At 73.8% G+C, this 24,060-nt stretch carries 20 protein-coding genes; 15 read left to right on the plus strand and 5 right to left on the minus strand.

The annotated features are described in order from the left end of the window. Positions 1-98 precede the first annotated feature (98 nt). Together ACFY15_RS26265 and ACFY15_RS26270 are read right to left on the minus strand one after the other, a co-directional pair. Positions 99-1,751, minus strand: coding sequence for a penicillin-binding transpeptidase domain-containing protein (locus tag ACFY15_RS26265; protein WP_390826151.1), 1,653 nt, complete (start codon positions 1,749-1,751; stop codon positions 99-101). Positions 1,752-1,830: 79 nt separating this feature from the next. After that, on the minus strand, positions 1,831-3,597 hold the full coding sequence (locus ACFY15_RS26270) for a dolichyl-phosphate-mannose--protein mannosyltransferase (RefSeq protein WP_390688501.1): 1,767 nt from the start codon (positions 3,595-3,597) through the stop codon (positions 1,831-1,833). A gap of 68 nt (positions 3,598-3,665) precedes the next feature. Between ACFY15_RS26270 and rsmI the strand changes: the two genes are divergently transcribed. From rsmI to ACFY15_RS26335, 13 genes are all read left to right on the plus strand, one after another. After that, on the plus strand, positions 3,666-4,562 hold the full coding sequence (gene rsmI / locus ACFY15_RS26275) for a 16S rRNA (cytidine(1402)-2'-O)-methyltransferase (RefSeq protein ID WP_390688502.1): 897 nt from the start codon (positions 3,666-3,668) through the stop codon (positions 4,560-4,562). Between the two features lie 161 nt (positions 4,563-4,723). Beyond that, a complete protein-coding gene (locus ACFY15_RS26280; RefSeq protein ID WP_390688503.1) occupies positions 4,724-5,212 on the plus strand; it encodes a hypothetical protein in 489 nt (162 codons plus the stop codon). Positions 5,213-5,221: 9 nt separating this feature from the next. Beyond that, the gene (locus ACFY15_RS26285) at positions 5,222-6,109 is read left to right on the plus strand and encodes a TatD family hydrolase (protein WP_390688504.1); all 888 of its coding nucleotides are present in this window, start codon (positions 5,222-5,224) and stop codon (positions 6,107-6,109) included. A 285-nt stretch (positions 6,110-6,394) separates the two neighbouring features. Continuing rightward, entirely contained in the window at positions 6,395-8,266 is a 1,872-nt protein-coding gene (locus tag ACFY15_RS26290) for a ubiquitin-like domain-containing protein (RefSeq protein ID WP_390688505.1), read from the plus strand. Then, entirely contained in the window at positions 8,263-9,180 is a 918-nt protein-coding gene (gene rsmA / locus ACFY15_RS26295; protein ID WP_390688506.1) for a 16S rRNA (adenine(1518)-N(6)/adenine(1519)-N(6))-dimethyltransferase RsmA, read from the plus strand. The genes ACFY15_RS26290 and rsmA overlap by 4 nt, the downstream gene beginning before the upstream one ends. Continuing rightward, positions 9,177-10,100 carry a 4-(cytidine 5'-diphospho)-2-C-methyl-D-erythritol kinase gene (locus ACFY15_RS26300; protein WP_390688507.1) on the plus strand — a complete coding sequence of 308 codons (924 nt, stop codon included), beginning with the start codon at positions 9,177-9,179 and terminating at the stop codon, positions 10,098-10,100. The genes rsmA and ACFY15_RS26300 overlap by 4 nt, the downstream gene beginning before the upstream one ends. Positions 10,101-10,306: 206 nt before the next feature. Beyond that, on the plus strand, positions 10,307-11,629 hold the full coding sequence (locus ACFY15_RS26305; protein ID WP_390688508.1) for an acyltransferase family protein: 1,323 nt from the start codon (positions 10,307-10,309) through the stop codon (positions 11,627-11,629). 51 nt (positions 11,630-11,680) lie between these two features. Next, the gene (locus ACFY15_RS26310) at positions 11,681-13,483 is read left to right on the plus strand and encodes an ABC-F family ATP-binding cassette domain-containing protein (protein WP_390826152.1); all 1,803 of its coding nucleotides are present in this window, start codon (positions 11,681-11,683) and stop codon (positions 13,481-13,483) included. A gap of 176 nt (positions 13,484-13,659) precedes the next feature. Continuing rightward, positions 13,660-15,267 carry a PQQ-binding-like beta-propeller repeat protein gene (locus ACFY15_RS26315; protein ID WP_390688510.1) on the plus strand — a complete coding sequence of 536 codons (1,608 nt, stop codon included), beginning with the start codon at positions 13,660-13,662 and terminating at the stop codon, positions 15,265-15,267. Positions 15,268-15,308: 41 nt separating this feature from the next. After that, on the plus strand, positions 15,309-16,994 hold the full coding sequence (locus tag ACFY15_RS26320) for a PQQ-binding-like beta-propeller repeat protein (protein WP_390688511.1): 1,686 nt from the start codon (positions 15,309-15,311) through the stop codon (positions 16,992-16,994). Positions 16,995-17,136: 142 nt separating this feature from the next. Continuing rightward, a complete protein-coding gene (locus ACFY15_RS26325) occupies positions 17,137-17,856 on the plus strand; it encodes a response regulator transcription factor (protein ID WP_390688540.1) in 720 nt (239 codons plus the stop codon). A gap of 150 nt (positions 17,857-18,006) precedes the next feature. Further along, the gene (galE, locus tag ACFY15_RS26330; RefSeq protein WP_390688512.1) at positions 18,007-18,966 is read left to right on the plus strand and encodes a UDP-glucose 4-epimerase GalE; all 960 of its coding nucleotides are present in this window, start codon (positions 18,007-18,009) and stop codon (positions 18,964-18,966) included. A 510-nt stretch (positions 18,967-19,476) separates the two neighbouring features. Continuing rightward, positions 19,477-20,310: a LuxR C-terminal-related transcriptional regulator gene (locus ACFY15_RS26335; RefSeq protein ID WP_390688513.1), complete on the plus strand. Its 834-nt coding sequence runs from the start codon at positions 19,477-19,479 to the stop codon at positions 20,308-20,310. Here ACFY15_RS26335 and ACFY15_RS26340 read toward each other — a convergent pair. Then, positions 20,269-20,766 carry a MarR family transcriptional regulator gene (locus ACFY15_RS26340; RefSeq protein WP_366450841.1) on the minus strand — a complete coding sequence of 166 codons (498 nt, stop codon included), beginning with the start codon at positions 20,764-20,766 and terminating at the stop codon, positions 20,269-20,271. The genes ACFY15_RS26335 and ACFY15_RS26340 overlap by 42 nt on opposite strands. A gap of 146 nt (positions 20,767-20,912) precedes the next feature. Here ACFY15_RS26340 and ACFY15_RS26345 point away from each other — a divergent pair, with 146 nt between their 5' ends. Beyond that, positions 20,913-21,779, plus strand: coding sequence for a trans-aconitate 2-methyltransferase (locus ACFY15_RS26345; protein ID WP_390688514.1), 867 nt, complete (start codon positions 20,913-20,915; stop codon positions 21,777-21,779). A gap of 2 nt (positions 21,780-21,781) precedes the next feature. Continuing rightward, the gene (locus ACFY15_RS26350; protein ID WP_390688541.1) at positions 21,782-22,150 is read left to right on the plus strand and encodes a VOC family protein; all 369 of its coding nucleotides are present in this window, start codon (positions 21,782-21,784) and stop codon (positions 22,148-22,150) included. Between the two features lie 100 nt (positions 22,151-22,250). Here ACFY15_RS26350 and ACFY15_RS26355 read toward each other — a convergent pair whose 3' ends face one another. Further along, complete coding sequence (locus ACFY15_RS26355) at positions 22,251-22,925, minus strand: TetR/AcrR family transcriptional regulator (protein WP_366450839.1); 675 nt, start codon at positions 22,923-22,925, stop codon at positions 22,251-22,253. Further along, positions 22,922-23,902 carry an acyl-CoA desaturase gene (locus ACFY15_RS26360; protein WP_390688515.1) on the minus strand — a complete coding sequence of 327 codons (981 nt, stop codon included), beginning with the start codon at positions 23,900-23,902 and terminating at the stop codon, positions 22,922-22,924. The genes ACFY15_RS26355 and ACFY15_RS26360 overlap by 4 nt, the downstream gene beginning before the upstream one ends. Positions 23,903-24,060: the final 158 nt, after the last annotated feature.

The following is a 24,060-nucleotide window of genomic DNA, read 5'->3' on the forward strand; positions in this document are numbered from 1 at the left end:
CGTTTTGTCCCCGCCTCCCGGCCCGCGACCCCCTGCCGGCCCCGGCGCGCCCCGACCCGCCGCGCCGGCCCCGTCCCAGGCCGCCCAGGCCACCCCCGTCAGGAGGCGTTGAGGACCGCGGCCACGACGGGGCCCGCCGCGTCGGCGCCGTGGCCGCCGCCCTCGACCATGGCCGCCGCCGCCACGTCGCCGCTGAAGCCCGTGAACCAGCTGTCCGGGGCCGCCGCGCCGTCGACCTCCGCCGAACCGGTCTTGGCGCCCTTGTCGGAGCCGCCGACCGCCGCCATCGCCTTGGCCGCCGTGCCGCTCGTCGCCGTCTGCCGCATCATCCGCACGAGCTGCGCCGACACCCCCGGCGCCAGCGACCGGGGGGCCGTCGCCAGGGCGCGGCCGTCCAGCGAGGCCTTGACCAGGACCGGCTGGCGGAACGTTCCGGTGCGGGCGGTCGCCGTGACCGAGGCCATGTTCAGCGGGTTCATCAGGATCGGGCCCTGGCCGATGTACTCGGCCGCGGCGGCCGAACCCGAGGTCACCGGGACGGTGCCGTCCTGCGAGGGGATGCCCGTCTTCCAGTCCAGCCCGATGCCGAAGGCCTCCTTGGCCACCCGCGGCAGCGCGCCGTTGTCCTTCACGTCGTCGATCAGGCTGATGAAGGCCGTGTTGCAGGACCTGGCGAAGCTGGTCGAGAAGGGCTGGCCCTGAAGGGAGAAGCCGCCCTGGTTGCGGAAGGTCTTGCCGTCCCACGTGGCGCTCGGCGGGCACGCCGCCGGCCGGTCGGCCGCCACGAGGCCCTTCTCCAGCAGCATCGCCGCCGTCACGATCTTCATCGTCGAGCCGGGCGCCCGCCGGCCCAGCATCGCCGCGTTGAAGCCGTCCTGCCGGTGGTTGGCCACCGCCAGGATGTCGCCGGTGCTCGGCTGGACGGCGACGACCGAGGCCTCGGCGTACTGCGCCACCGCCTTCTCCGCCGCCGCCTGTACATCGGCGTCGAGCACGGTCCGCAGCTGCCCCGGCGTGCCCTCGACCAGGGTCGCCAGGGTTCGCCTGGGGGCGTCGGCGGTGGCCGGTTCGATCCACACCTCGACGCCGGGGGTGCCGCCCGCCTTCTCCCCGTACGTCTTGCGCAGCGCGTCCAGCACCGGCCGCAGCGAGGGGTACTGCTCGGGTGTCAGCTCCTTGCCGTGCCGGTCGACGGCCTTGAGCGGCGGGCTGGCCGGGGTGCCCGCGCGCAGCCGCTCGTCCTTCTGGAGCTGGGGGTGGACCACCGAGGGCTGCCAGTCGACGAGCGGCTTGCCGCTGTCGGCGCCGCGCACGACGGTCAGCCGCGAGTCGTAGGCGAAGGACTTGGCCGTTCCCGCGTGGGTGATCTCGGCCTCGACCTTGAACGGCACGCCGGTGGCGTCCGGGGTGCCGGGCGTGATGACCGCCTTGGAGACGAGCGCCTTGGACCGGAAATCGGCGAGCACGGGGTGCGCCGCCTGGGCGTTGTTCGTCAGGTCGGCCGCCGCGCGGGCGTCGCCGGCGGCCCACGCGGCAAGGAAGGCCTTCGCGACCTGGGCCGTCTCCTGGTCGGTGACCGGCCGGGTGGCCCGCTGCGAGGTCACCGCGCCGGTGCCCGCGTCCCCGTTCCTGCCCGCGCCGGAGCGGCCGTCGCCGCTGTCACCCACCAGGGTGACCACCCCGTACGCCGCACCGCCGGCCATCGCCAGGAACACCCCGCCGACGATGGCACCCTTCGCCGCCCCGTTCATTGCGTCCCCTCCCCAGGAGCCACAGCCCTCTGAACGCGTTCAAAGAGTCTGAGTGGCCCACCTTACGCGCCGGTAGGGGTCAGATCCACGTATCCAGCCACATCCGGCCACGCCACGAGTCCATGGGCAGGGTCTCGCCGGTGTAGATCGGCCAGAAATAGATGAAGTTCCAGACGATCAGGAGCACCAGCACCCCCGCCCCGATCGCCCCCAGGGTCCGCCGCCGCTCCGATGAGCCCGACGGCCCCAGCAGGGCGCCGATCATCATCGCCACCGCCAGGCACAGGTACGGGACGAAGACCACGGCGTAGAAGTAGAAGATCGTCCGCTCCTGGTAGTTGAACCAGGGCAGCAGCCCTGCGGCCAGCGCGCACGCGATCGCGCCCGCCCGCCAGTCGCGCCGGAAGAACCAGCGCCAGAGCACGTACACCAGGGCGAAGCAGCCCGTCCACCACAGCAGCGGCGTGCCCAGCGCCAGCACCTCGCGGGCGCACTTGCCGGCCTCGGTCGCCGGGCAGCCGTCGGTGCCGGGCGCGGGGGACTCGTAGAAGTAGGAGACGGGCCGGCCCAGGACCAGCCAGCTCCACGGGTTGGACTGGTAGGTGTGGCCCGAGGTCAGGCCCACGTGGAACTTGTAGACCTCCGTCTCGTAGTGCCACAGGCTGCGCAGCCACTCCGGCAGGAAGGACAGCGCGCTGTGCTGGTCGTTCTTGGCGGCCCAGTCGCGGAAGTAGCCGCCCCTGCCGTCGTCCGGGCTCAGGATCCAGCCGAGCCAGGAGCCCAGGTACACGGCGATCGCCACCGGCACCGTCGACAGGAAGCCGGGCAGCGCGTCCCGGCGCAGCATCGCCGCGTACGGGGCTCCCGCGCCGGCGGTACGGCGCGCGGCGGCGTCCCACAGCACGGTGAGGACCCCGAAGAAGGCCAGCACGACCAGGCCGTTCCACTTGGTGCCGAAGGCCAGGCCCAGGCAGACGCCGGCCAGCAGCCGGTACGGGCGCCAGCCCAGCCGCAGGGTCTCCGCGACGGCCGCGTCCGGGCGGGTGCGGCCCTCCTCGTCGACCGGGAGCGCCGCCGCGAGCCGGGCCCGTGCCCGGTCGCGGTCGACGAGCAGTGCCCCGAAGGCGGCCAGCACGAAGAACATCAGCACCAGGTCGAGCAGCGCGGTGCGGCTCATCACCAGGTGCAGGCCGTCGACCGCGAGCAGCGCGCCCGCCAGGCAGCCGAGGAAGGTGGAGCGGAAGAGGCGCCGGCCGATGCGGCAGAGCATCAGCACGGACAGCGTGCCGAGCAGCGCCGTCATGAAGCGCCAGCCGAACGGGTCGAAGCCGAACATCCACTCGCCGAGCCCGATCACCCATTTGCCCACCGGCGGGTGCACGACGTAGCCGGGGTCGGTCGGCAGCGGCACCGCGTCGGGGTTCGCGAGGATCGACTTGTCGACATCCTTGGGCCAGCTGGCCTCGTAGCCCTGCCGGATCGTGGCCCAGGCGTCCTTGGCGTAGTACGTCTCGTCGAATATCACCGCCTTCGGGCTGCCCAGGTGCGTGAACCGCAGCACCCCCGCGACGAGCGCCACCAGCAGCGGCCCCGCCCACGCCATGACCCGTTCCCAGGCCTGCCGGCTCGCTTCCGGGACCCCGAGCGCCGCCCAGAGCTGGGCGGACGGCCGGGCGTACGGGGGCACGAGGCGGGTACGGAGGTCGGCCGCCGGTGCGGCGGGCACGTAGCCGAACCCCCGCAGGCGGCGCAGCCACACGGGCGTCTCGTGCTCGGAGCCGCGTCCGCCCGGCGGGACGGGCGGGGCCCCCGCGGGGCTGGGCGGCGGCGTCGCGGTACTGGTCACCGGGTCATCGTAGGGAACGCCCCTGTGCGAGCCCCAGTCCCCACGAGCCCCAATGAGAGGATGAGCCGGTGACAGCAGACCAGCCCCACGGCGCGCGAACCCCCTCCTCCCACGGCGTACTCGTCCTCGCCGGGACCCCGATCGGCGACCTCGCCGACGCCCCGCCCCGGCTCGCCGCCGAGCTGGAGCGGGCCGATGTGATCGCCGCCGAGGACACCCGGCGGCTGCGCCGGCTCACCCAGGGGCTCGGTGTGCACACCACCGGGCGGGTCCTGTCGTACTTCGAGGGCAACGAGTCCGCCCGCACCCCCGAGCTGGTCGAGGCCCTGGAGTCGGGCCGGCGGGTGCTGCTGGTCACCGACGCCGGGATGCCCTCGGTCTCCGACCCCGGCTACCGGTTGGTCGCCGCCGCCGTCGAGAAGGACATCAAGGTCACGGCCGTGCCCGGGCCCTCCGCCGTCCTCACCGCGCTCGCGCTCTCCGGGCTCCCCGTGGACCGCTTCTGCTTCGAGGGGTTCCTGCCGCGCAAGGCGGGCGAGCGCCTCGGCCGGCTCCGCGAGGTCGAGGGCGAGCGGCGCACGCTCGTCTACTTCGAGGCCCCGCACCGGCTCGACGACACCCTCGCGGCGATGGCCGAGGTGTTCGGCGCCGACCGGCGGGCCGCCGTGTGCCGCGAACTCACCAAGACGTACGAGGAGGTCAAGCGCGGCGGGCTGGGCGCGCTGGCCGAGTGGGCCGCCGAGGGCGTGCGCGGCGAGATCACGATCGTGGTCGAGGGCGCCCCGGCCGCCGGGCCCGTCGACCTGGACGACGAGGAACTGGTGCGCAGGGTGCGGGTGCGCGAGGAGGCGGGCGAGCGGCGCAAGGAGGCCATCGCGGCGGTCGCGGCCGAGGCCGGCGTACCCAAGCGCGAGGTCTTCGACGCGGTCGTCGCGGCAAAGAACGCGGCACAGAAGATGCCGTAAATCGGTAAAGGGCTAACCTGAAAAGCAAAGCTCAGACCGCGCACCGGCCGCTTTGAGACATGACTGGCCCAAAGTACGTCCAACTCTGGACAGGGCCTGATGCGCTCCCGCCCGAAGAGGCGTCCACTGGCAATGGCACCAGTGGAACAAGAGGAGCTGGCATGAGTGAGATCGCAGACACCCCGGTACCCGTCCCCGCCGCAGGTCCTGCCGCCGTTACCGCCCCCGACGTGCAGATCGTGCACGAGGCCTACTCCTTCGCGTGCATGAAGTGCGGGTACGGATGGGAGCAGGCCTACGCGATCGAGCACCACACCGACGGCCAGGGCCAGCCGTTCATCATGTACAAGGTGAGCGGCGAGCGGGTGCCCTCCCCGCTGTCGAACCCGACCTGCCTGAACTGCGGCGGACACGTCGTACGGATCATGCGGGCCGGCCAGGTCTCCCAGGTGAACGCGACCATCGACCGGCTCTACCACCACCCCATAGCCCCCGGGATCGCCGGGCCCGTGCCGGCCGGCGAGAACCCCCCGCGCCCGCCGAAGCCGCGCGGGTCCTCGCACGACTCCCCGGGACCCGTCGCGGTCAACGAACCCGGCCGCCGCCGCGGCCTGTTCTCCCGTCTCCTGGGGCGGCTGCGCCGGTCATAAGATCGGCCCATGAGCCCCAGCCCTTCCTCCGCCGCCAAGGACGCCCCGCCCCCGCTGCCCGAACCCCTCCGGGTGGCGGTGGCGGACTCGCACACCCACCTCGACATGCAGTCCGGCACCGTCGAGGAGGGTCTCGCGAAGGCCGCCTCGGTGGGCGTGACCACCGTCGTGCAGGTGGGCTGCGACGTGAAGGGCTCGCGCTGGGCCGCCGAGACCGCGGCGGCCCACGCCAACGTCCACGCGGCGGTGGCCCTGCACCCGAACGAGGCGCCCCGCATCGTCCTCGGCGACCCGGACGGCTGGTCGCGCCAGGGCGCCCGCGCGGGTGGCGGTGAGGAAGCCCTGGACGAGGCCCTCGCCGAGATCGAGGCGCTGGCCGCCCTCGACCACGTCAAGGCCGTCGGGGAGACCGGGCTGGACTACTTCCGCACCGGACCCGGGGGCATGGCCGCGCAGGAGCGTTCCTTCCGCGCCCACATCGAGATCGCCAAGCGGCAGGGCAAGGCCCTCGTCATCCACGACCGCGACGCCCACGCGGACGTGCTGCGCGTGCTGCGCGAGGAGGGCGCGCCCGAGCGGACGGTCTTCCACTGCTACTCCGGGGATGCGGAGATGGCCCGGGAGTGCGCGGCCGCCGGGTACTACATGTCCTTCGCCGGCACCGTCACCTTCAAGAACGCGGCGCCGCTGCGCGAGGCCCTGGCCGTGGCCCCGCTGGAACTGGTGCTGGTGGAGACGGACGCCCCCTACCTCACCCCGGCGCCCTACCGCGGGCGGCCCAACGCGCCGTACCTGATCCCGCTGACGGTGCGGGCGATGGCGGCGGTCCGCGGCATCGACGAGGACGCCATGTCCACGGCCCTCGCGGCGAACACGGCCCGCGCCTTCGACTACTGACCGACTCCTGACCGGCCCGGCGCGGGCGGCCCCCCGTGCCGGTCGCCCGCCGTGCCCATCGCGTGCCGCGCCGCCCGCCCGCCGCGCACGCGGCATTGCCGACATGGGGACACAGAGACATGCCGTCATGGCGATGTGCCGACATTCCGGCACGGCCATGGCGACACCTTCGGTACATCCGTTCGTTCGACACACTGGGTAGTCGAACGGCTTTGGTGCGTGACGGCCGCTCCCGTTAGGGTGCCGTGCCCGAACCAGCCGGGCCGGACCAGTGGAGCGAGCGACGTGAGCGATACGCAGGGCAGTCACCGCCGTGTCTCCTGGCCGGAGACCGAGCCGGACGCGGGCCCGGACCCCGGCACGGGCCCGGACCCCGGCACGGGCCCGGACCCCGGCGTCCCCGCCCCCCGCGCCGAGGGCCGGCGGGCCGCACGCCGCCGCGCGGCCGGAGCGGTGCGCACCGACCCTCCCCCGGCCGCCGCCGGCCAGGGGAGCACCGGCCAGGGCAGCGCCGCCCAGGGCACCGGCAGGCGGCGCGCCGGCGCGGGCCCCGCCGCCACCCCCGCCCCCGCACCGGCCCAGGCCCCCGCCCGGCGGCCCGGCGGAGGAGGAGGCGGCCGCCGCCGGGCCGCGGCCCCGGCCGAGCCACCCCCACCCCCAGGCGCCGCCACCCCACCCCCGCCCGCCACGACCACCCCCACCCCCCCCGACCCGGCCGCTCCCGGCGACGGCCGCCGCCCCACCGGCAGGCGCCGCGCGGCTCCCCGCCCCGACGCCACCCCCGACGTCCCCGACCGCGCCCTCCCCGCCGCCCCCACCGGCCGCCGCCGGGCCGCCCCCCGCCCCCCGGCCGCGACCGGAACCCCGGCCGACACCGGAACCGCAGCCGCCCCCCGCCCCCCGGCCGACACCGCAACCGCGGCCGCGACCGGAACCGGAGCGGCAACCAGAAACGACACTGCAACCGCCCGCCGCACCGACGCCGGCGACGGCCCGAACACCCCCCACCCCGCCCCCGGCCGGCGCCGCCGCGCCCGCACCGCCGCCGTACAGAGCGCCGTCGTCCGCGACGGCTGGCGGCGCCTCGTCCCCCAGGCCCTCGTCGTGGCCGTCCTCGCCGGCGGCACCACCGCCTTCGTCGCCGCCGACAAGTCCGTCCACCTCACCGTCGACGGCGAACCCCGCACCCTCCACACCTTCGCCGGCAGCGTCGAGGACCTCCTCGACGCCGAAGGCCTCGGCGTCGGCCCGCACGACCTCGTCGCCCCCGCCCGCGACTCCGCCCTGGAGGACGGCGAAGAGGTCGTCGTCCGCTACGGCCGGCCCTTGCGCCTCACCCTCGACGGCACCAGCCGCCAGATGTGGACCACCGCCCCCACCGTCGACGCCGCCCTGCGCCAGCTCGGCGTCCGCGTCGAGGGCGCCTTCCTCTCCGCCCCCCGTACCGCCCCCGTCCCCCGCACCGGACTCACCCTCAGCGTGCGCACCGAACGCGGCGTCACCTTCATGGCCGACGGCCGCGAACGCACCATCCGCACCAACGCCGCCACCGTCCGCGAAGCCCTCGACCAGGCCGGCATCACCCTGCGCGGCGAGGACACCACCTCCGTCCCCCCGGACTCCTTCCCGCGCGACGGCCAGACCGTCACCGTCCTGCGCATCACCGGCACCCGTGAGGTCCGCGAGGAGCGCATCCCGTACGAGACCGAGCGCGTCGACGACGACACCCTGTTCGCCGGCACCGAGGTCGTCGAGCGCTCCGGGCACGCCGGCGCGCGCCGGATCACGTACGGGCTGCGCACCGTCAACGGGGTCCGCCAGCCCGCCCGCAAGATCGCCGAGGAGGTCGTCCGCGAGCCCGTCAGCCAGCTCGTCAAGGTCGGCACGAAGCCACTGCCCACCTCCGTCGCCGGGGCCGACGGCCTCGACTGGGCCGCGCTCGCCCAGTGCGAGTCCGGAGGCCGGCCCACCGCCACCGACGCCTCGGGCACCTACGGCGGCCTCTACCAGTTCGACGTGACCACCTGGCAGGCCCTCGGCGGGAGCGGCCGCCCCCAGGACGCCCCGGCCGCCGAGCAGACGTTCCGCGCGAAGAAGCTCTACGTGCAGCGGGGGGCGAGTCCGTGGCCGCACTGCGGCCGTAGGCTTTACCGGTGAGCACCGCAGAGCAGCAGCAGCCCCACGGGACCCCCGGGACCCCTTCCGACGCCCTCCTGGGGCCGGCCGACATCCGAGAGCTGGCCGCCGCCCTCGGCGTGCGCCCGACGAAGCAGAAGGGCCAGAACTTCGTCATCGACGCCAACACGGTCCGCCGGATCGTACGCACCGCCGAGGTCCGCCCCGACGACGTCGTCGTCGAGGTCGGCCCGGGCCTCGGCTCGCTGACGCTCGCCCTGCTGGAGGCCGCCGACCGGGTTGTCGCCGTAGAGATCGACGACATCCTGGCCGCCGCGCTGCCCGCCACCATCGAGGCGCGGATGCCGCGGAAGAAGGACCGTTTCTCGCTCGTCCACTCCGATGCCATGCTGGTGACCGAGCTGCCCGGCCCCGCGCCGACCGCGCTCGTCGCGAACCTGCCGTACAACGTGGCCGTGCCGGTGCTGCTGACCATGCTCGACCGCTTCCCCAGCATCGAGCGGACCCTCGTCATGGTCCAGGCGGAGGTCGCCGACCGGCTCGCCGCCCGCCCCGGCAACAAGGTGTACGGGGTCCCCTCCGTCAAGGCCAACTGGTACGCGGACGTCAAGCGTGCCGGGTCCATCGGCCGCAACGTCTTCTGGCCCGCCCCCAACGTCGACTCCGGACTCGTCTCGCTCGTCCGGCGCTCCGAGCCGATCAGGACCAGCGCCTCCAAGGCCGAGGTCTTCGCGGTCGTCGACGCCGCGTTCGCGCAGCGGCGCAAGGGCCTGCGCTCCGCCCTGGCCGGCTGGGCCGGCTCGGCCGCCGCCGCCGAGGCCGCGCTGACCGCCGCCGGGATCAACCCGCTGGCCCGCGGCGAGTCGCTGACGGTCGAGGAGTTCGCGGCGATCGCCGAGCACAAGCCCGCCGACGCGCAGAAGCCCGCGCTGTGAGCGCCGCGCCGCGCCCGGCGGTGACCGTACGGGTCCCCGCGAAGGTCAACGTGCAGCTGGCGGTGGGCGCGGCCCGCCCCGACGGCTTCCACGACCTGGCCAACGTCTTCCTGGCCGTCTCCCTCTACGACGAGGTGACCGCGACCGCGACCGACGGCGACGGGCCCACCGTCGGCTGCGAGGGCCCCGACAGCGACCAGGTGCCGCTGGACCGCACGAACCTCGCGGCGCGGGCCGCCGAGGTCCTCGCCGCCCGGGCCGGGCTCACCCCCGCCGTCCATCTGCACATCGCGAAGAACATCCCCGTCGCGGGCGGCATGGCCGGCGGCAGCGCGGACGGCGCGGCGGCGCTGCTGGCCTGCGACGCGCTGTGGGGGCTCGGCACCCCGCGCGAGGAGCTCCTGGAGATCTGCGCGGAGCTGGGCAGCGACGTCCCCTTCAGCCTCGTGGGCGGCGCGGCGCTCGGCACCGGACGGGGGGAGCTGCTCACCCCGGTCGAGGCGGGCGCCTTCCACTGGGTGTTCGCCGTGGCGCACGGCGGGCTGTCGACGCCGGCGGTGTTCCGCGAGTTCGACCGGCTGACGGAAGGCACGGACGTGCCCGACCCGCAGGCCTCCCCGGAGCTGCTCGCCGCGCTGGCCTCGGGCGACCCCGACGCCCTGGCGGCGGTCCTGCCGCGGTCCAACGGGCTCCAGCCGGCGGCGCTGTCGCTGCGGCCGGAGCTGGCGCGGACGCTGGAGGCGGGCGTCGGGGCCGGGGCCCTGGCCGGGCTGGTGTCCGGATCCGGGCCGACGACGGCGTTCCTCGTGCGGGACGAGGAGGCCGCGGCGAAGGTGGCTGCCGCCCTGGAGGCCTCGGGCACGTGCCGTGCCACGCGGGTGACGGGGTCGCCTGCGGCGGGGGCCACGGTCCTGGCGTAGCCGGCGCCGCCGTGGGCGGCGCCCCTGGGGGCACCGCCCAGCGGTGGCCGGGGCACCTCCCAGCGGAAGCTGGGGGAGGAACGGCGGACGGGCGGGGGACCGGCCCGCGCAGCGGCCCACCGACCCCCACCCCACCCCCGCTACTCAGGCCGCGGATGAGTACCCGCGCCCTGTTCCCGGCCGCCCCGCGCCGGGACCGTAGGGGCATGACAGCCAGCGCACGCGACCTCGCCGACGCCACCCCCGCCTCACGGGACCGGTATGTGGATCTGCTCCGCGTCGCCTCCCTCGGGACCGTCGTCCTCGGCCACTGGCTGATGGCCGCGGTCGGCGCCGACGGCATAGGCAACCTCCTCGCCCTCGTGCCCCCGCTCCAGGTGCTCACCTGGGGCCTCCAGGTCATGCCCGTCTTCTTCTTCGTCGGCGGGTTCTCCCACGCGCTCTCGTACCGGTCCCTGGAACGCCGCTCCGCCGGCCGACCCGTCTACGCCCTCTTCGTGCGGGCCCGGCTGCGCCGCCTGCTGCGGCCCACCCTCGTGTTCGTCCTCGTGTGGGCGGCGCTGGCCCTCACCGTGCAGCTCGCCGGCGCCGACCGCGGGCCGCTGGCCGGGGCCGCGCTGCGGATGGTGACGCAGCCGCTGTGGTTCATCGGGATCTACCTGGCCATGGCGGCCTTCACCCCGCCCCTGCTGCGGGCCCACGCCCGCTGGGGCTGGGCCGCCTTCGCCGCCCTGGCCGGCGCCGCCGCGCTCGTCGACGTCCTGCGCTTCGCGCTCCACGTCCCGTACGCGGAGTTCCTGAACTTCGCCTTCGTCTGGCTCGCCGTGCACCAGCTCGGCTTCCTGCGCGCGGACGGCCGCATCCGCCGCCCCGCCCTCCTCGGCGCGGCCGGCCTCGCCGGGGCGGTGCTCCTCGTCGCGGCCGGGCCGTACCCGCTGTCGATGGTGGGGATGCCCGGCGAGAAGGTCTCCAACATGGCCCCGCCCACTCTCGCCCTGCTCTGCCACGGCATGTGGCTGGTCGGCGCCGTCCAGCTGGCCGCCCGGCCCGCCGCGGCCCTGCTCGCCCGGCCCCGCGTCTGGCGCGGGGTGGTCGCCGCCAACGGGGTGGCCATGACCGCGTTCCTCTGGCACCTCACCGCCATGCTCGCCGTGTACGCCGCCCAGCTCGCCGCCGGCCTCGCCCTGCCCGAGCCCGCCACCGCCGCCTGGTGGGCGCAGGCGCCGGTGAGGATCCTGGCGGCGGCCGCCCTCACGGCCCTGCTCGTGGCCGGCTTCCGCCGCTTCGAGGCGCCCTCCGGGGCGGACGCCGCCCCCGGCAGCGGGCCCGTCGCCGCCCTCGGGGCCGCCCTGTGCCTCCTCGGGATCCTCGGTCTGTCCATGACCGGCCTCGGCGGGCTGCTGGAGGGGCACACCGCCACCCTCGTCGCCCTCCCGGTCACCGCGCCCGCCGCCATCGGCATGGCCGTGGCGGGCGCCTGGCTGGTGGAACGGTCGCCGTCGGCGCGGAGGGTTAGGCTGAGGGGCTGATCCACACCCTCCCCGGAGTCCTGCGGGGGATCCCCACCTGGAGCGCGTCTGATGGCCGTCAATCTGGTCAATGTCGAGGCAGTCAGCAAGGTGTACGGCACCCGTACCCTGCTCGACGGCATCTCCCTCGGTGTGTCCGAGGGCGACCGGATCGGCGTGGTCGGCCGCAACGGAGACGGCAAGACCACCCTCATCCGGATGCTCGCCAAGCTGGAGGAGCCCGACAGCGGCCGGGTCACCCAGAGCGGCGGCACGCGCATGGGCGTCCTGACCCAGCACGACTCCCTCGATCCCGCCGCCACCATCCGGCACGAGATCATCGGCGACATGGCCGACCACGAGTGGGCCGGCAACGCCAAGATCCGCGACGTGCTGACCGGGCTCTTCGGCGGGCTCGACCTGCCCGGCTTCGGCCAGGGCCTGGACACCGTCATCGGCCCGCTCTCCGGCGGCGAGCGCCGCCGCATCGCGCTCGCCAAGCTCCTCATCGGCGAGCAGGAGCTCCTCATCCTCGACGAGCCCACCAACCACCTCGACGTCGAGGGCATCTCCTGGCTGGCCGGCCACCTCCAGACCCGCCGCAGCGCCCTCGTCTGCGTCACCCACGACCGCTGGTTCCTCGACCAGGTCTGCACCCGCATGTGGGACGTCCAGCGCGGCTCCGTCTACGAGTACGAGGGCGGCTACAGCGACTACGTCTTCGCCCGCGCCGAGCGCGAGCGGATCGCCGCCACCGAGGAGGCCAAGCGGCAGAACCTGATGCGCAAGGAGCTGGCCTGGCTGCGGCGCGGCGCCCCCGCCCGTACCTCCAAGCCCCGCTACCGCATCGAGGCCGCCAACGAGCTGATCGCCGACGTGCCGGAGCCGCGCGACAAGTCGGAGCTGATGCGCTTCGCCAACGCCCGCCTCGGCAAGACGGTCTTCGACCTGGAGAACGTCACCGTCACGGCCGGCCCCAAGACCCTCCTCAAGCACCTCACCTGGCACCTGGGCCCCGGCGACCGCGTCGGCCTCGTCGGTGTCAACGGCGCGGGCAAGACCTCCCTGCTGCGGGCCCTCGCCGAGGCGGCCCGCACCCAGGGCGAGGTCCAGCCGGCCTCCGGCGAGATCACCGTCGGCAAGACCGTCCGCCTGGCCTACCTCTCCCAGGAGGTCGGCGAGCTCGACCCGTCGCTGCGCGTCCTGGAGGCCGTTCAGCGCGTCCGTGACCGCGTCGACCTCGGCAAGGGCCGCGAGATGACGGCGGGCCAGCTGTGCGAGCAGTTCGGCTTCACCAAGGAGAAGCAGTGGACGCCCGTCGGCGACCTGTCCGGCGGTGAGCGGCGCCGGCTGCAGATCCTGCGCCTGCTGATGGACGAGCCCAACGTCCTGTTCCTCGACGAGCCCACCAACGACCTCGACATCGAGACCCTCACCCAGTTGGAGGACCTCCTCGACGGCTGGCCCGGCTCGATGATCGTGATCTCCCACGACCGGTTCTTCATCGAGCGCACCACCGACACGGTGATGGCGCTGCTCGGCGACGCGAGCCTGCGGATGCTGCCGCGCGGCCTGGACGAGTACCTGGAGCGCCGCCGGCGGATGATCGAGGCCGCCGCCGCCCCGGCGCCCTCCCCGGCCGCCGCGGCCAGGCCGACCTCCTCCGGCGACTCGCGCGCCGCGAAGAAGGAGCTCCAGAAGATCGAGCGCCAGCTCAACAAGATGGCCGACCGCGAGACGAGCCTGCACGCGCAGATCGCCGAGCACTCCACCGACTACGACAAGGTCGCCAAGCTCGACGCGGAGCTGCGCGAACTCATCTCCGAGCGGGACGAATTGGAGATGCGCTGGCTGGAACTGGCCGAGGAGGCCTGAGCCCCGGGCCCGGTACGACCGGATAACGGGCTCGTCACAGGCCGGTCCGCCCTTGGGAACAGGGGTGCGACCGGCCCGTTGCGCGGCGGCCCCGAGTGATAGAAAGGGTCGGTTCTTTTCGATCTCCGGGGGTCCCTCCCGGTTCACCGACCGCCTGAAGCCGAAGGTATGCGCCGATGACCGAGCAGCCCCAGCCGCCGAACCAGCCGCCGCCCCCTTCCGGTTACGACCACCTCCCCGGGCCGCCCCCACCGGGATACGGCTACCCGCCCCAGGGCGGCAACCCGTACGCCCAGCAGCCGCCGACCGTCCCCCAGCCGCTCCTCCCGCAGGGCGGCCCCGGCTACCCGGCGGCCCCCGGAACGCCGTCCGGCGGCCGCGGCAAGGGCCCGGCCGTCATCGCCGCGGCCGTCGCGGGCGTCCTCGTCCTGGGCGCCGGAGCCTGGTTCGCCTTCGCCGGCGACGACGGCCCCGGCAAGCCGGCCGCCCAGGCCTCCACCCCCGCCGACCCCAAGCCCTCCGCCTCCCCGTCCGTGGACAAGGGCGACGGCAGCGGCAACGGCACCGCCGAGCAGACCGACCTCAACGCGGGCCGCAAGCCCGGCGAGGACAAGGCACTGTGGCTCAAGACCGTCAAGCTCCAGGGCCCCGGCTCGGGCATCCCCACCGCGGGCCAGTGGGTGGTCGGCGACACCGTCGCCAAGACCGTCGGCACCGCCCTCGTCGGCTACGCCGTCACCGACGGCAAGGAGAAGTGGCGGATCGACACCCGCGCGGAGATCTGCGGGCTCACCGACCAGACCACCGCCGACGGCAGGACGGTCGTCGTCGTCAAGGACGGCACCGGCTCCAACGCCTCCTGCAACCAGCTGAAGCTGATCGACCTGAAGGCAGGCAAGGAGGGCTGGACGAAGGAGGTCGTCAAGGAGGGAATCTTCGACGGCGGCGGCAGCGCCGCCGTGAGCCTCACCGGCGACACCGCCGTCGTCAACCGGCTCGGCGGCACCAGCGCCTACCGCATCAGCACCGGCGACAAGCTCTTCTCCGGCAACGTCCCCGAGGGTTGCCAGCCCACCCAGTACGCCGCCGGCAACGGCAAGATGCTCGGCATCGCCCTGTGCATGGACGACGACCACACCGTCGAGGTCCAGGACGCCGACCCGGTCACCGGAAAGAAGACCTGGGCCTACCGGCTCCCCAAGGGCTGGCAGGTCAAGGGCGTCTACTCGGTCTCCCCGGCCGTCCTCGACATCGGCAACCGCGACACCAAGGAACGCGCCGTCATCGCCCTGACCGCCGACGGCAAGAAGCGCTCCAGCATGGCCGCCGAGGGCTCCTTCCAGGTCAACTGCGGCGGCAGCAGCGTCGACGACCTCCAGGGCTGCGGGGACTCCGCCGTCGACGGAGACACCCTCTACCTGGCGACCGACACCAAGGCCGGCTCCGCCAACGAGATCGTCGCCTTCGACCTCGGCACCGGTAAGCCCAGGTGGCGCCAGGCCGCCGGGGACAAGCGGGGCCTGACCCCCCTCAAGGCCGCGAACGGACAGCTGACCGCCTACCGCACCGGCGCCCTCGACGAGCCCGGCGAGATCGTCTCGTTCCCGGTGGCCGGCGGCGCGCCCAAGACGCTGCTGCGCCTGCCCTCGGGCCCGTCCGCGAAGATCGAGGGCTCCTTCATGTTCGCCAAGAGGTCCTTCGAGGACGGCCGTTTCTTCCTGTCCGTGACCACGCTGGCCGCCAACAGCACGGACGAGAAGCTCCTGATGGCATTCGGCAAGTGAACGAGTCCACCGAGCCGCCCACCGAGAGGCAGTAGCAGCAGATGAGCACCCCGCCGCCCCCCAGCCAGCCGCCCTCCGGCGGTTTCGGCGGCCCCCCGCCGCCGCCCGGCCCGCCGCCCGGGCAGCCCCCGGCAGCCCCGCAGCCGCCCCAGGCCGCGACCCAGCCCGCCCAGCCGGCCGTGCCCCCGCCGGGCGCCCAGCCCGGCTACGGCTACCCGCAGCAGCCGCCCGGCCAGGCCTACCCGCCGCAGCCGAGCACCCTCCAGGCCCCGGCCCCGCAGCCGCCGACCCCGTCCGCGGGCGGCGGCAACGACCTGCGCAACCAGCTGATGATCGTCGGCGCGGCCGTACTGGCGATGGCCCTCATCATCGGCGGCGGCTACCTCTACACCTCCGACGACGGCGGCGGCGACAACCCGCCCGGCGCCTCGGCGAGCGGCTCGCCCGACCCCAAGGCCCCCGCCCTGGCCGGCAGCGAGAAGGCCCCGGCCAACCCCAAGTCGAAGACGCTGGTCAACGTCACCACCCAGCCGCCCTCCGACGTGGTCTCCGTCAAGGGCTCCTGGCTCACCGACACCACCTACGTCAAGTCCGACCTGGGCAAGGTCGTCGGCTACAACCTCACCGACGGCGGCAAGAAGTGGGAGCTCCCGCTCAACGCCAACGTCTGCGGCGCCAGCAAGCACGTCAGCGACAACAAGACCGCCATCCTCTTCGAGGAGGGGCCGGCCACCAACGAGAAGAAGTACCCCCAGTGCACCCAGGCCGGCGTCATCGACCTGAACACCGGCAAGCTGGTCTGGTCCGCCACCGCCAAGTCCGCCACCGGCGGTGACAAGCCGGTGGCCTTCACCGAGGTCACCATCAGCGGCCAGACCGTCGCCGCCGGCGGCCTCTACGGCGGCGCCGCCTGGAACCTCGCCGACGGCAAGCCCCTGTGGACCCCCAAGACCGACGCCGACGGCTGCTACGACCTCGGCTACGGCGGCGGCGAGGCCCTCGCCGTGCTCCGCAAGTGCGGACGCGCCGCGGAGGAGACCCTCTACGCGCAGGCCCTCGACCCCGTCACCGGCGCGCCGAAGTACTCGTACAAGCTGTCCGCGGGCATCGAGTGGGCCGGCATCCTCTCCACCAAGCCGCTCATCGTCGCCGCCAACGTCGGCAACACCGCGAAGAACGCCACCAACGTCAGCGACCTCTTCGTCCTCGACGACGCCGGTCAGCTCAAGACCCGCATCGGGCTCTCCGCGGGCAGCTACGCGCCCAGGTGCCCGGCGACCGAGGTCGAGCAGTGCACCAACATGGTCGTCGGCAACGGCAAGGTCTACCTGCCCTCGTACGAGCACCAGGGCGCGTCCCCCACCGGACGCACCAACGAGATCGTCTCCTTCGACCTGGAGACCGGCAAGGCCACCAGCGACCGCGCCGACGCGGGCGAGAAGTACGTCATGTACCCGCTGCGCATGGACGGGTCGAGCATCATCGCCTACAAGGTGCCCCCCTACGACGGGGGCGGCCAGGTCGTCAGCATCGACGGCAAGACGATGAAGGAGACCCTCCTGATGCAGAACCCGCCCGGCACCCGGAGCCTGGAGGCCGGCTTCTCACCGGACCGCTCCGAGATCCGATACCACAACGGGCGCCTGTTCATGGCCGAAACCCTCGCGAGCAAGCCCTACTCCGACAAGGAGAAGGACTACCTGTTCATCTCCTTCGCGGCGAACTGACGCCCGCGCGGACACGGCGCGCACAGCGGCGAGAGCCCCCGGACGGCACCCACCGATCGGGGGCTTTCGCGCGGTAACCCCCGCGCCCCGTCGAACAAGCGTGTAGCTTGCCGGGTCAGAAGGATCTGGGGTGGGAGCCTTGATGGGCGTACGCGTCATGGTGGTCGACGAGCACCGTCTGCTGGCCGAGGCGCTCGCCTCGGCCCTGAAGCTGCGCGGGCACCGCGTGCTCGCGGCGGCCGCGCCGGCGGCCGGAGCCGCCGAACTGGTCATCAGCCGCGCCCCGGAGGTGTGCCTGTTCGGCACCGCCACCCCTGCGGAACCCGGGGTCTTCGAACCCGTCGTGCGCATCAGGCGCGAGCGCCCGCAGATCGCCGTCGTGGTCCTCGGCCCGGTGCCGAGCCCGCGCGGGATCGCGGCCGCCTTCGCCGCCGGCGCCTGCGGCTACGTACGCCAGGACGAGCGCATCGAGGGCGTCGAGCGGGCCCTGGCCAAGGCGCGGGCGGGGGAGGCGGCCATCTCCCCGCAGCTGCTCCAGAGCGCCTTCGCCGAGCTCCTCAACCCCTCCGCGCAGCCCGACGACGAGGGGAGCCGGCTGCTGCGGCTGCTGACCCCGCGCGAGGTGGAGGTGCTGGTGCGGGTCGCCGAGGGCGAGGACACCCGGCTGATCGCCGCCGGGATGGACATCGCGCCGAGCACCGCGCGCACCCACGTCCAGCGGGTCCTGATGAAGCTGGGCGTAGGCTCCCGGCTGGAGGCGGCCGCACTGGCCGCCCGTACCGGACTGCTCGACCGGGCCGCGCCGCCCGCACAGCGGACGCCGCAGGAGCACCGGGACCGGCCGCAGCCGGCCGGGAGCTGAGCTCCCGGCGGGCCGGGGGGCCGGGCCCCCCGCCCCGCCGGGCCGGGCCCCCCGGGGCCCGCGATTTCCCCGGAAGCGCGGAATCCGGTAAGCCAGACACGAGACACCAGCACGCGCAGCCGCGTGCTTCCGCGAGAGGTAGGAGTACGAGTGAGCAAGTACCTGGTCACCGGTGGTGCGGGATACGTGGGCAGCGTCGTCGCCGCCCATCTCCTGGAGGCCGGACACGAGGTCACCGTCCTCGACGACCTCTCCACCGGCTTCGGCGAGGGCGTCCCCGCCGGCGCCACCCTGGTCAACGGCCGTATCCAGGACGCCGCACGCTACCTGGACTCCTCCTACGACGCCGTCCTCCACTTCGCGGCCTCCTCGCAGGTCGGCGAGTCCGTGGTGAACCCCGGCAAGTACTGGGACAACAACGTCGGCGGCACCCTCGCCCTGCTCACCGCGATGCGCGAGGCCGGGGTCCGCACGCTCGTCTTCTCCTCCACCGCCGCCACCTACGGGGAGCCCGCACAGGGCGCGCTGACCGAGACCTCGGTGACCGCCCCCACCAACCCCTACGGCGCCTCCAAGCTGGCCGTCGACCACATGATCGCGGGGGAGTGCGCGGCGCACGGCCTCGCCGCGGTCTCGCTGCGCTACTTCAACGTGGCCGGCGCCTACAAGGAGTTCGGCGAGCGCCACGACCCCGAGACCCACCTGATCCCCCTGGTCCTCCAGGTCGCCCTGGGCGAGCGCGAGGCCATCTCCGTGTTCGGGGAGGACTACCCGACCCCCGACGGCACCTGCGTGCGCGACTACATCCACGTCGCCGACCTCGCCGAGGCCCACCTCGCCGCGCTGCGCGTCGCGGCCGAGGGCGAGCACCTGATCTGCAACCTCGGCAACGGCAGCGGCTTCTCGGTGCGCGAGGTCATCGAGACGGTCCGCAAGGTCACCGGCCACGAGATCCCGGAGGTCGTCGCCCCGCGCCGGGCCGGCGACCCGGCGGTGCTGGTCGCCTCCGCGCGCACGGCGCACGAACGCCTCGGCTGGGTCCCGACCCGCTCGGACCTCACCGGCATCGTGACGGACGCCTGGAACTTCGCCCGCGGGCACCGCTCCTGACGCTCCGGACCCGAGGGGGGCCGCGCCCCCTGCGCCCCCTGTGCGCCGGTCCGACGACGCCTCGCCGCGCCCCCCGCACCGTCCGGTGCGGGGGGCGCGCGCCTGTCCGGCGGGCGCGGCCCACGGGCGCCCTGCGCGGGCGCCCGGCGTGCGTACGCCGGGTGAAACCGACCCCGCGCAACTGCCCGGGGCACACGCCGGCCGGGACCTCGCGCTCCCGGGCTTCCGGACAGTCGAAAACCGGCCACACGGAGGGCCGTTGCGGACCCAACGACCCGAAAATCGCTCGGAAAACTTCTGCTATTCGGCCAACCACCGGACGCGGCCCGCTCTACGCTGAAGCGTGACGCCGGTGGGGGCCGGTGTTGATTCAGGGGTCGAGACACGCCGGGTACGGCGTCCGGTCCCGGGTAGGTGCACAGATGTCGCGGCGGCGGCCGCGGCGGCCTGTGGGCCACCCGGCCGGGCGTCGTACCCGTAGTCGTCCGTTCCCCGACCCTTGGGGGTTTTGTGGTTCGTATCCGGGTCCTGGTGGTCGACGACCACCGCATCTTCGCCGAATCTCTCGCAGCCGCGCTCGCGGCCGAGCCGGACGTGGACGTGTCCGCGGCCGGCAGCGGTCCCGCGGCCCAGCGCTGCCTCGAACGCGCGGCGGCGGAGGGTCGCCGCTTCGATGTGCTGCTCGTCGACGCAGACCTCGGCGCGGCCGCCGCACGGGGCACGGCGGGCACGGCGGGCACGCCTGCCGCACCGGGCGCGCCCCCCGGTGCGGGTGCGGTCCTGCCCGTACCCGGCCAGCGCGCGCCGGGAGCCCAGGCCCCGCCGCCGGCGGACGGGATCGCCCTGGTCGCCGGGGTGCGCACCGCCCACCCCGGCGTGCGGACGGTGGTCCTCGCCGAGCGGGACGACCCCCGCCGGGCGGCCCTGGCGCTCCAGGCCGGGGCCTCCGGGTGGGTGGCGAAGGACTGCTCGCTGTCGCGGCTGCTCGCCGTGATCCGGGGGGTGCTGCGCGAGGAGACGCATCTGGCGCCGGCCCTGCTGACGGGGGTGCTGCGGGAGCTGACGGCCGCCCGCAAGCACCGCACCGACAGCGAGCGGCTCGTGGAGTCCCTCACCCCGCGCGAGCACGAGGTGCTGCGGTGCATGGTGGCGGGGCTGGGCCGCAAGGACGTGGCGGCGCGGCTGTTCCTCTCCCCGCACACCGTCCGCACCCACATGCAGAACGTGCTGGGCAAGCTCGGGGTGCACTCCACCCTGGCGGCCGTGGCCCTGGCCCGGCGGGCCGGCGTACGGCCGGCGGAGCTATCCGGGGATGTTGTCGAACGGAGCGGTCAACTGGCGTAGCAGGCCCGCCAGGTCGACGCGCTGGGCCGCGGAGAGCTGGGCCAGGATCGCCCGTTCCTGGGCCAGCAGCCCCGCCAGGGACTGGTCGGCGCGGTCGCGGCCCTCGGGGGTCAGCCGTACCAGCACCCCGCGCCGGTCGCTGGGGTCCGGCAGCCGTTCGACGAGGCCCTTCTTGGCGAGCCGGTCGATCCGGTTGGTCATCGTGCCGGAGGTGACGAGCGTCTGGGTCAGCAGCTGTCCGGGGGAGAGCTGGTACGGGGCTCCCGCACGCCGCAGCGAGGTCAGGACGTCGAACTCCCACGGTTCGAGGCCGTGCTCGGAGAAGGCCAGCCTGCGGGCGCGGTCGAGGTGGCGTGCGAGCCGGCTCACTCGGCTGAGCACTTCGAGCGGTTCCACGTCGAGGTCAGGGCGCTCTCGCCGCCATGCCGCGACCAGTCGGTCGACCTCGTCCTCCATGCGGATCAGTGTACGGGGTCTGTCGACATGAAGTCTCTTCAAATCGAGAATCTTGATATCGAGATATACTCTGGACGAGCATGGGGCATGGAGGGGGCCGGAACAGCTTCCGCTTCCGACCGCCCCACCAGTAGGGAGGCTCGAACATGCATTCCGACACCGCGCCGGCCGTGCGCCCCCGCGCCATGGACGGCTCCACCCCCTCCGCACCCGTCTGGGATCCCCACCAGTACCTGCGGCACGCCGGCCACCGGACCCGCCCCTTCCTCGACCTGCTGACGCGCATACCGGAGCTCCCCACCCGGCCCGCGCGCATCGCCGACCTCGGCTGCGGCCCCGGCAACGTCACCGCCCTCCTCGCCGACCGCTGGCCCGAGGCCCACATCACCGGCTTCGACCTGTCCCCCGAGATGCTCCGCCTCGCCGACGCCGAGCACGCCGGACCCACCCCCGGCGGCGGCCGCCTCGACTTCCGCCCCGGCGACATCGCCGACTGGATGCCCGAGGAGACCTACGACCTGATCGTCTCCAACGCCGCCCTCCAGTGGGTGCCCAGCCACCCCGGCTCCTTCGCCGCCTGGATCAACGGCCTGCGGCCCGGCGGGACCTTCGCCTTCCAGATCCCCGGCAACTTCACCGCCCCCAGCCACCGCCTCCTCGCCGAGCTCTGCGACACCCCGCGCTGGCGCGAACGCCTCGGCGGGCACGGCGCCCGCTACATCCACATCCTCGAACCCGCCGAGTACCTTGCCCGCTTCACCGAGCTCGGCTGCGCCGTCGACGTGTGGGAGACCACCTACTATCAGATGCTCCAGGGCCCCGACCCCGTCCTCGACTGGGTCAAGGGAACCGCCCTGCGCCCCGTCCTCACCGTCCTCGGCGACGACCGCGACGCCGCCGAACGCTTCCTCGCCGAATACCGCGAAGCGCTCCGCCTGGCCTACCCCAGCGGCCCCCGGGGCACCGTCTTCCCCTTCCGCCGCATCTTCGCCATCGCCCGCAAGGAGGCATGACCGTGCTGACCGCCGTCGACCACGTGCAGCTCGCCGCACCGCCCGGATCGGAGGACAGGCTCCGCGCCTACTACCAGGACGTCCTGGGCATGACCGAGATCTCCAAACCCCCCGTCCTCGCCGCGCGCGGGGGCTGCTGGTTCGCCGCGGGCGCGGTACAGCTGCACCTGGGGGTGGAGGAGGACTTCCGGCCCGCCCGCAAGGCCCACCCCGGACTGCGCGTGAGCGGCATCGAGGAGTACGCCGGCAGACTCCGCGAGCGCGGAGCGGACGTCGTCTGGGACGACAACCTGCCGGGCCACCGGCGCTTCTACTCGCACGACCCCGTGGGCAACCGGCTGGAGTTCCTGGAACCCCTCACCGGCCGCTGAACACGGCCGCCGCCCCAGGCGGCGGCCCCCCACGCACGACGGCGCCCCGTCACCGGAATCCCGGTGACGGGGCGCCGCCCCGCACACGTACGGCGGGCCCTCAGCTCTTGCGGTGGCCCACCAGCCGCGGCCGCGCCTCCAGGTGCTCCAGCCCGTGCCAGGCCAGGTTCACCAGGTGCGCCGCCACCTCCGCCTTCTTCGGCCGCCGCGTCTCCAGCCACCACTGCCCCGTCAGCGCCACCATCCCCACCAGCGCCTGCGCGTACAGCGGCGCCAGCTTCGGATCGAACCCCCGCGCCTTGAACTCCAGACCCAGGATGTCCTCCACCTGCGTGGCGATGTCACTGATCAGCGACGCGAACGTCCCCGTCGACTGCGCCACGGGAGAATCCCGCACCAGGATCCGGAAGCCGTCCGTGTAGTTCTCGATGTAGTCCAGCAGGGCGAAGGCCGCCTGCTCCAGCAGCTCCCGCGGATGCCCGGCCGTCAGCGCGCCCGTCACCCCGTCCAGCAGCTGGCGCATCTCGCGGTCCACCACCACCGCGTACAGGCCCTCCTTGCCGCCGAAGTGCTCGTACACCACCGGCTTGGACACCCCGGCCTTGGCCGCGATCTCCTCCACCGACGTGCCCTCGAACCCCTTCTCGGCGAACAGGGTGCGGCCGATGTCCAGCAGTTGCTGGCGCCGCTCGGCGCCCGTCATCCGGACCCGGCGTCCTCGCCTGGGCTTGTCGCTGCTGGTACTGCTGCCGTCGATCGCCACGTCCCCCATCATGCCGCGTTCGAGGTCTTTTCCTTGCGCCGGGCGTCGATCCTCGCCCCCGACGGCCACCGCACGTCCCAGGCCCAGCCCGCCAGCTCGAACCAGCGGATCAGCCGCGCACTCGAATCGACCTGCCCGCGCAGCACGCCGTGGCGCGCCGACGTCGGATCCGCGTGGTGCAGGTTGTGCCAGGACTCCCCGCACGACAGCACCGCCAGCCACCACACGTTGCCGCTGCGGTCCCGCGACCGGAACGGCCGCTTGCCCACCGCGTGACAGATCGAATTGATCGACCACGTCACATGGTGCAGCAGCGCCACCCGCACCAGCGAACCCCAGAAGAACGCCGTGAACGCCCCCCACCAGGACATCGTCACCAGACCGCCCACCAGCGGCGGCACCGCCAGCGACACCACCGTCCAGTAGACGAAGTCACGGCTGATCCGCCGGATCGCCGGATCCCTGATCAGATCCGGCGCGTACTTCTGCTGGTCCGTCTGCTCTTCGTCGAACAGCCAGCCGATGTGCGCCCACCACAGGCCCTTCAGCAGCGCCGGCACCGTCTCCCCGAACCGCCACGGCGAATGCGGGTCGCCCTCGTGGTCCGAGTACTTGTGGTGCTTGCGGTGGTCCGCCACCCAGCGCACCAGCGGACCCTCCACCGCCAGCGAGCCCATCACCGCCAGCGCGATCCGCAGCGGCCGCTTCGCCTTGAAGGAACCGTGCGTGAAATAGCGGTGGAAGCCGATCGTGATCCCGTGGCACGCCAGGAAGTACATGAACGCCATCAGGCCGAGGTCCAGCCAGCTCACCCCCCAGCCCCACACCAGCGGCACCGCCGCCAGCAGCGCCAGGAACGGCACGGTGATGAACAGCAGCAGCGCGACCTGCTCCATGGAACGCTTCTGCTCACCGCCGCGGGTCGCGGACGGCACCGGGATATCGGAGGGCGCCGCAGCACTCTCCATCAGATCGGGACTGAGGGTCATCGAGGATCCCCTGGGGGGTGAGAAGCCGGCAGATGCCCCGGTCAGGGGCCCCGCAGACCTACGGACCCGTAACCTACGGCAACGTAAGTATGGCAAAACCGCCCCGCCCGGCAAGGCCCCCCGCGCACACCCCACCCCCGAGCCACCCCCCACTCCAT

The organism is Streptomyces sp. NPDC001373 (genome assembly GCF_042895815.1).
In the GTDB taxonomy this organism is placed as follows: Bacteria; Actinomycetota; Actinomycetes; order Streptomycetales; family Streptomycetaceae; genus Streptomyces.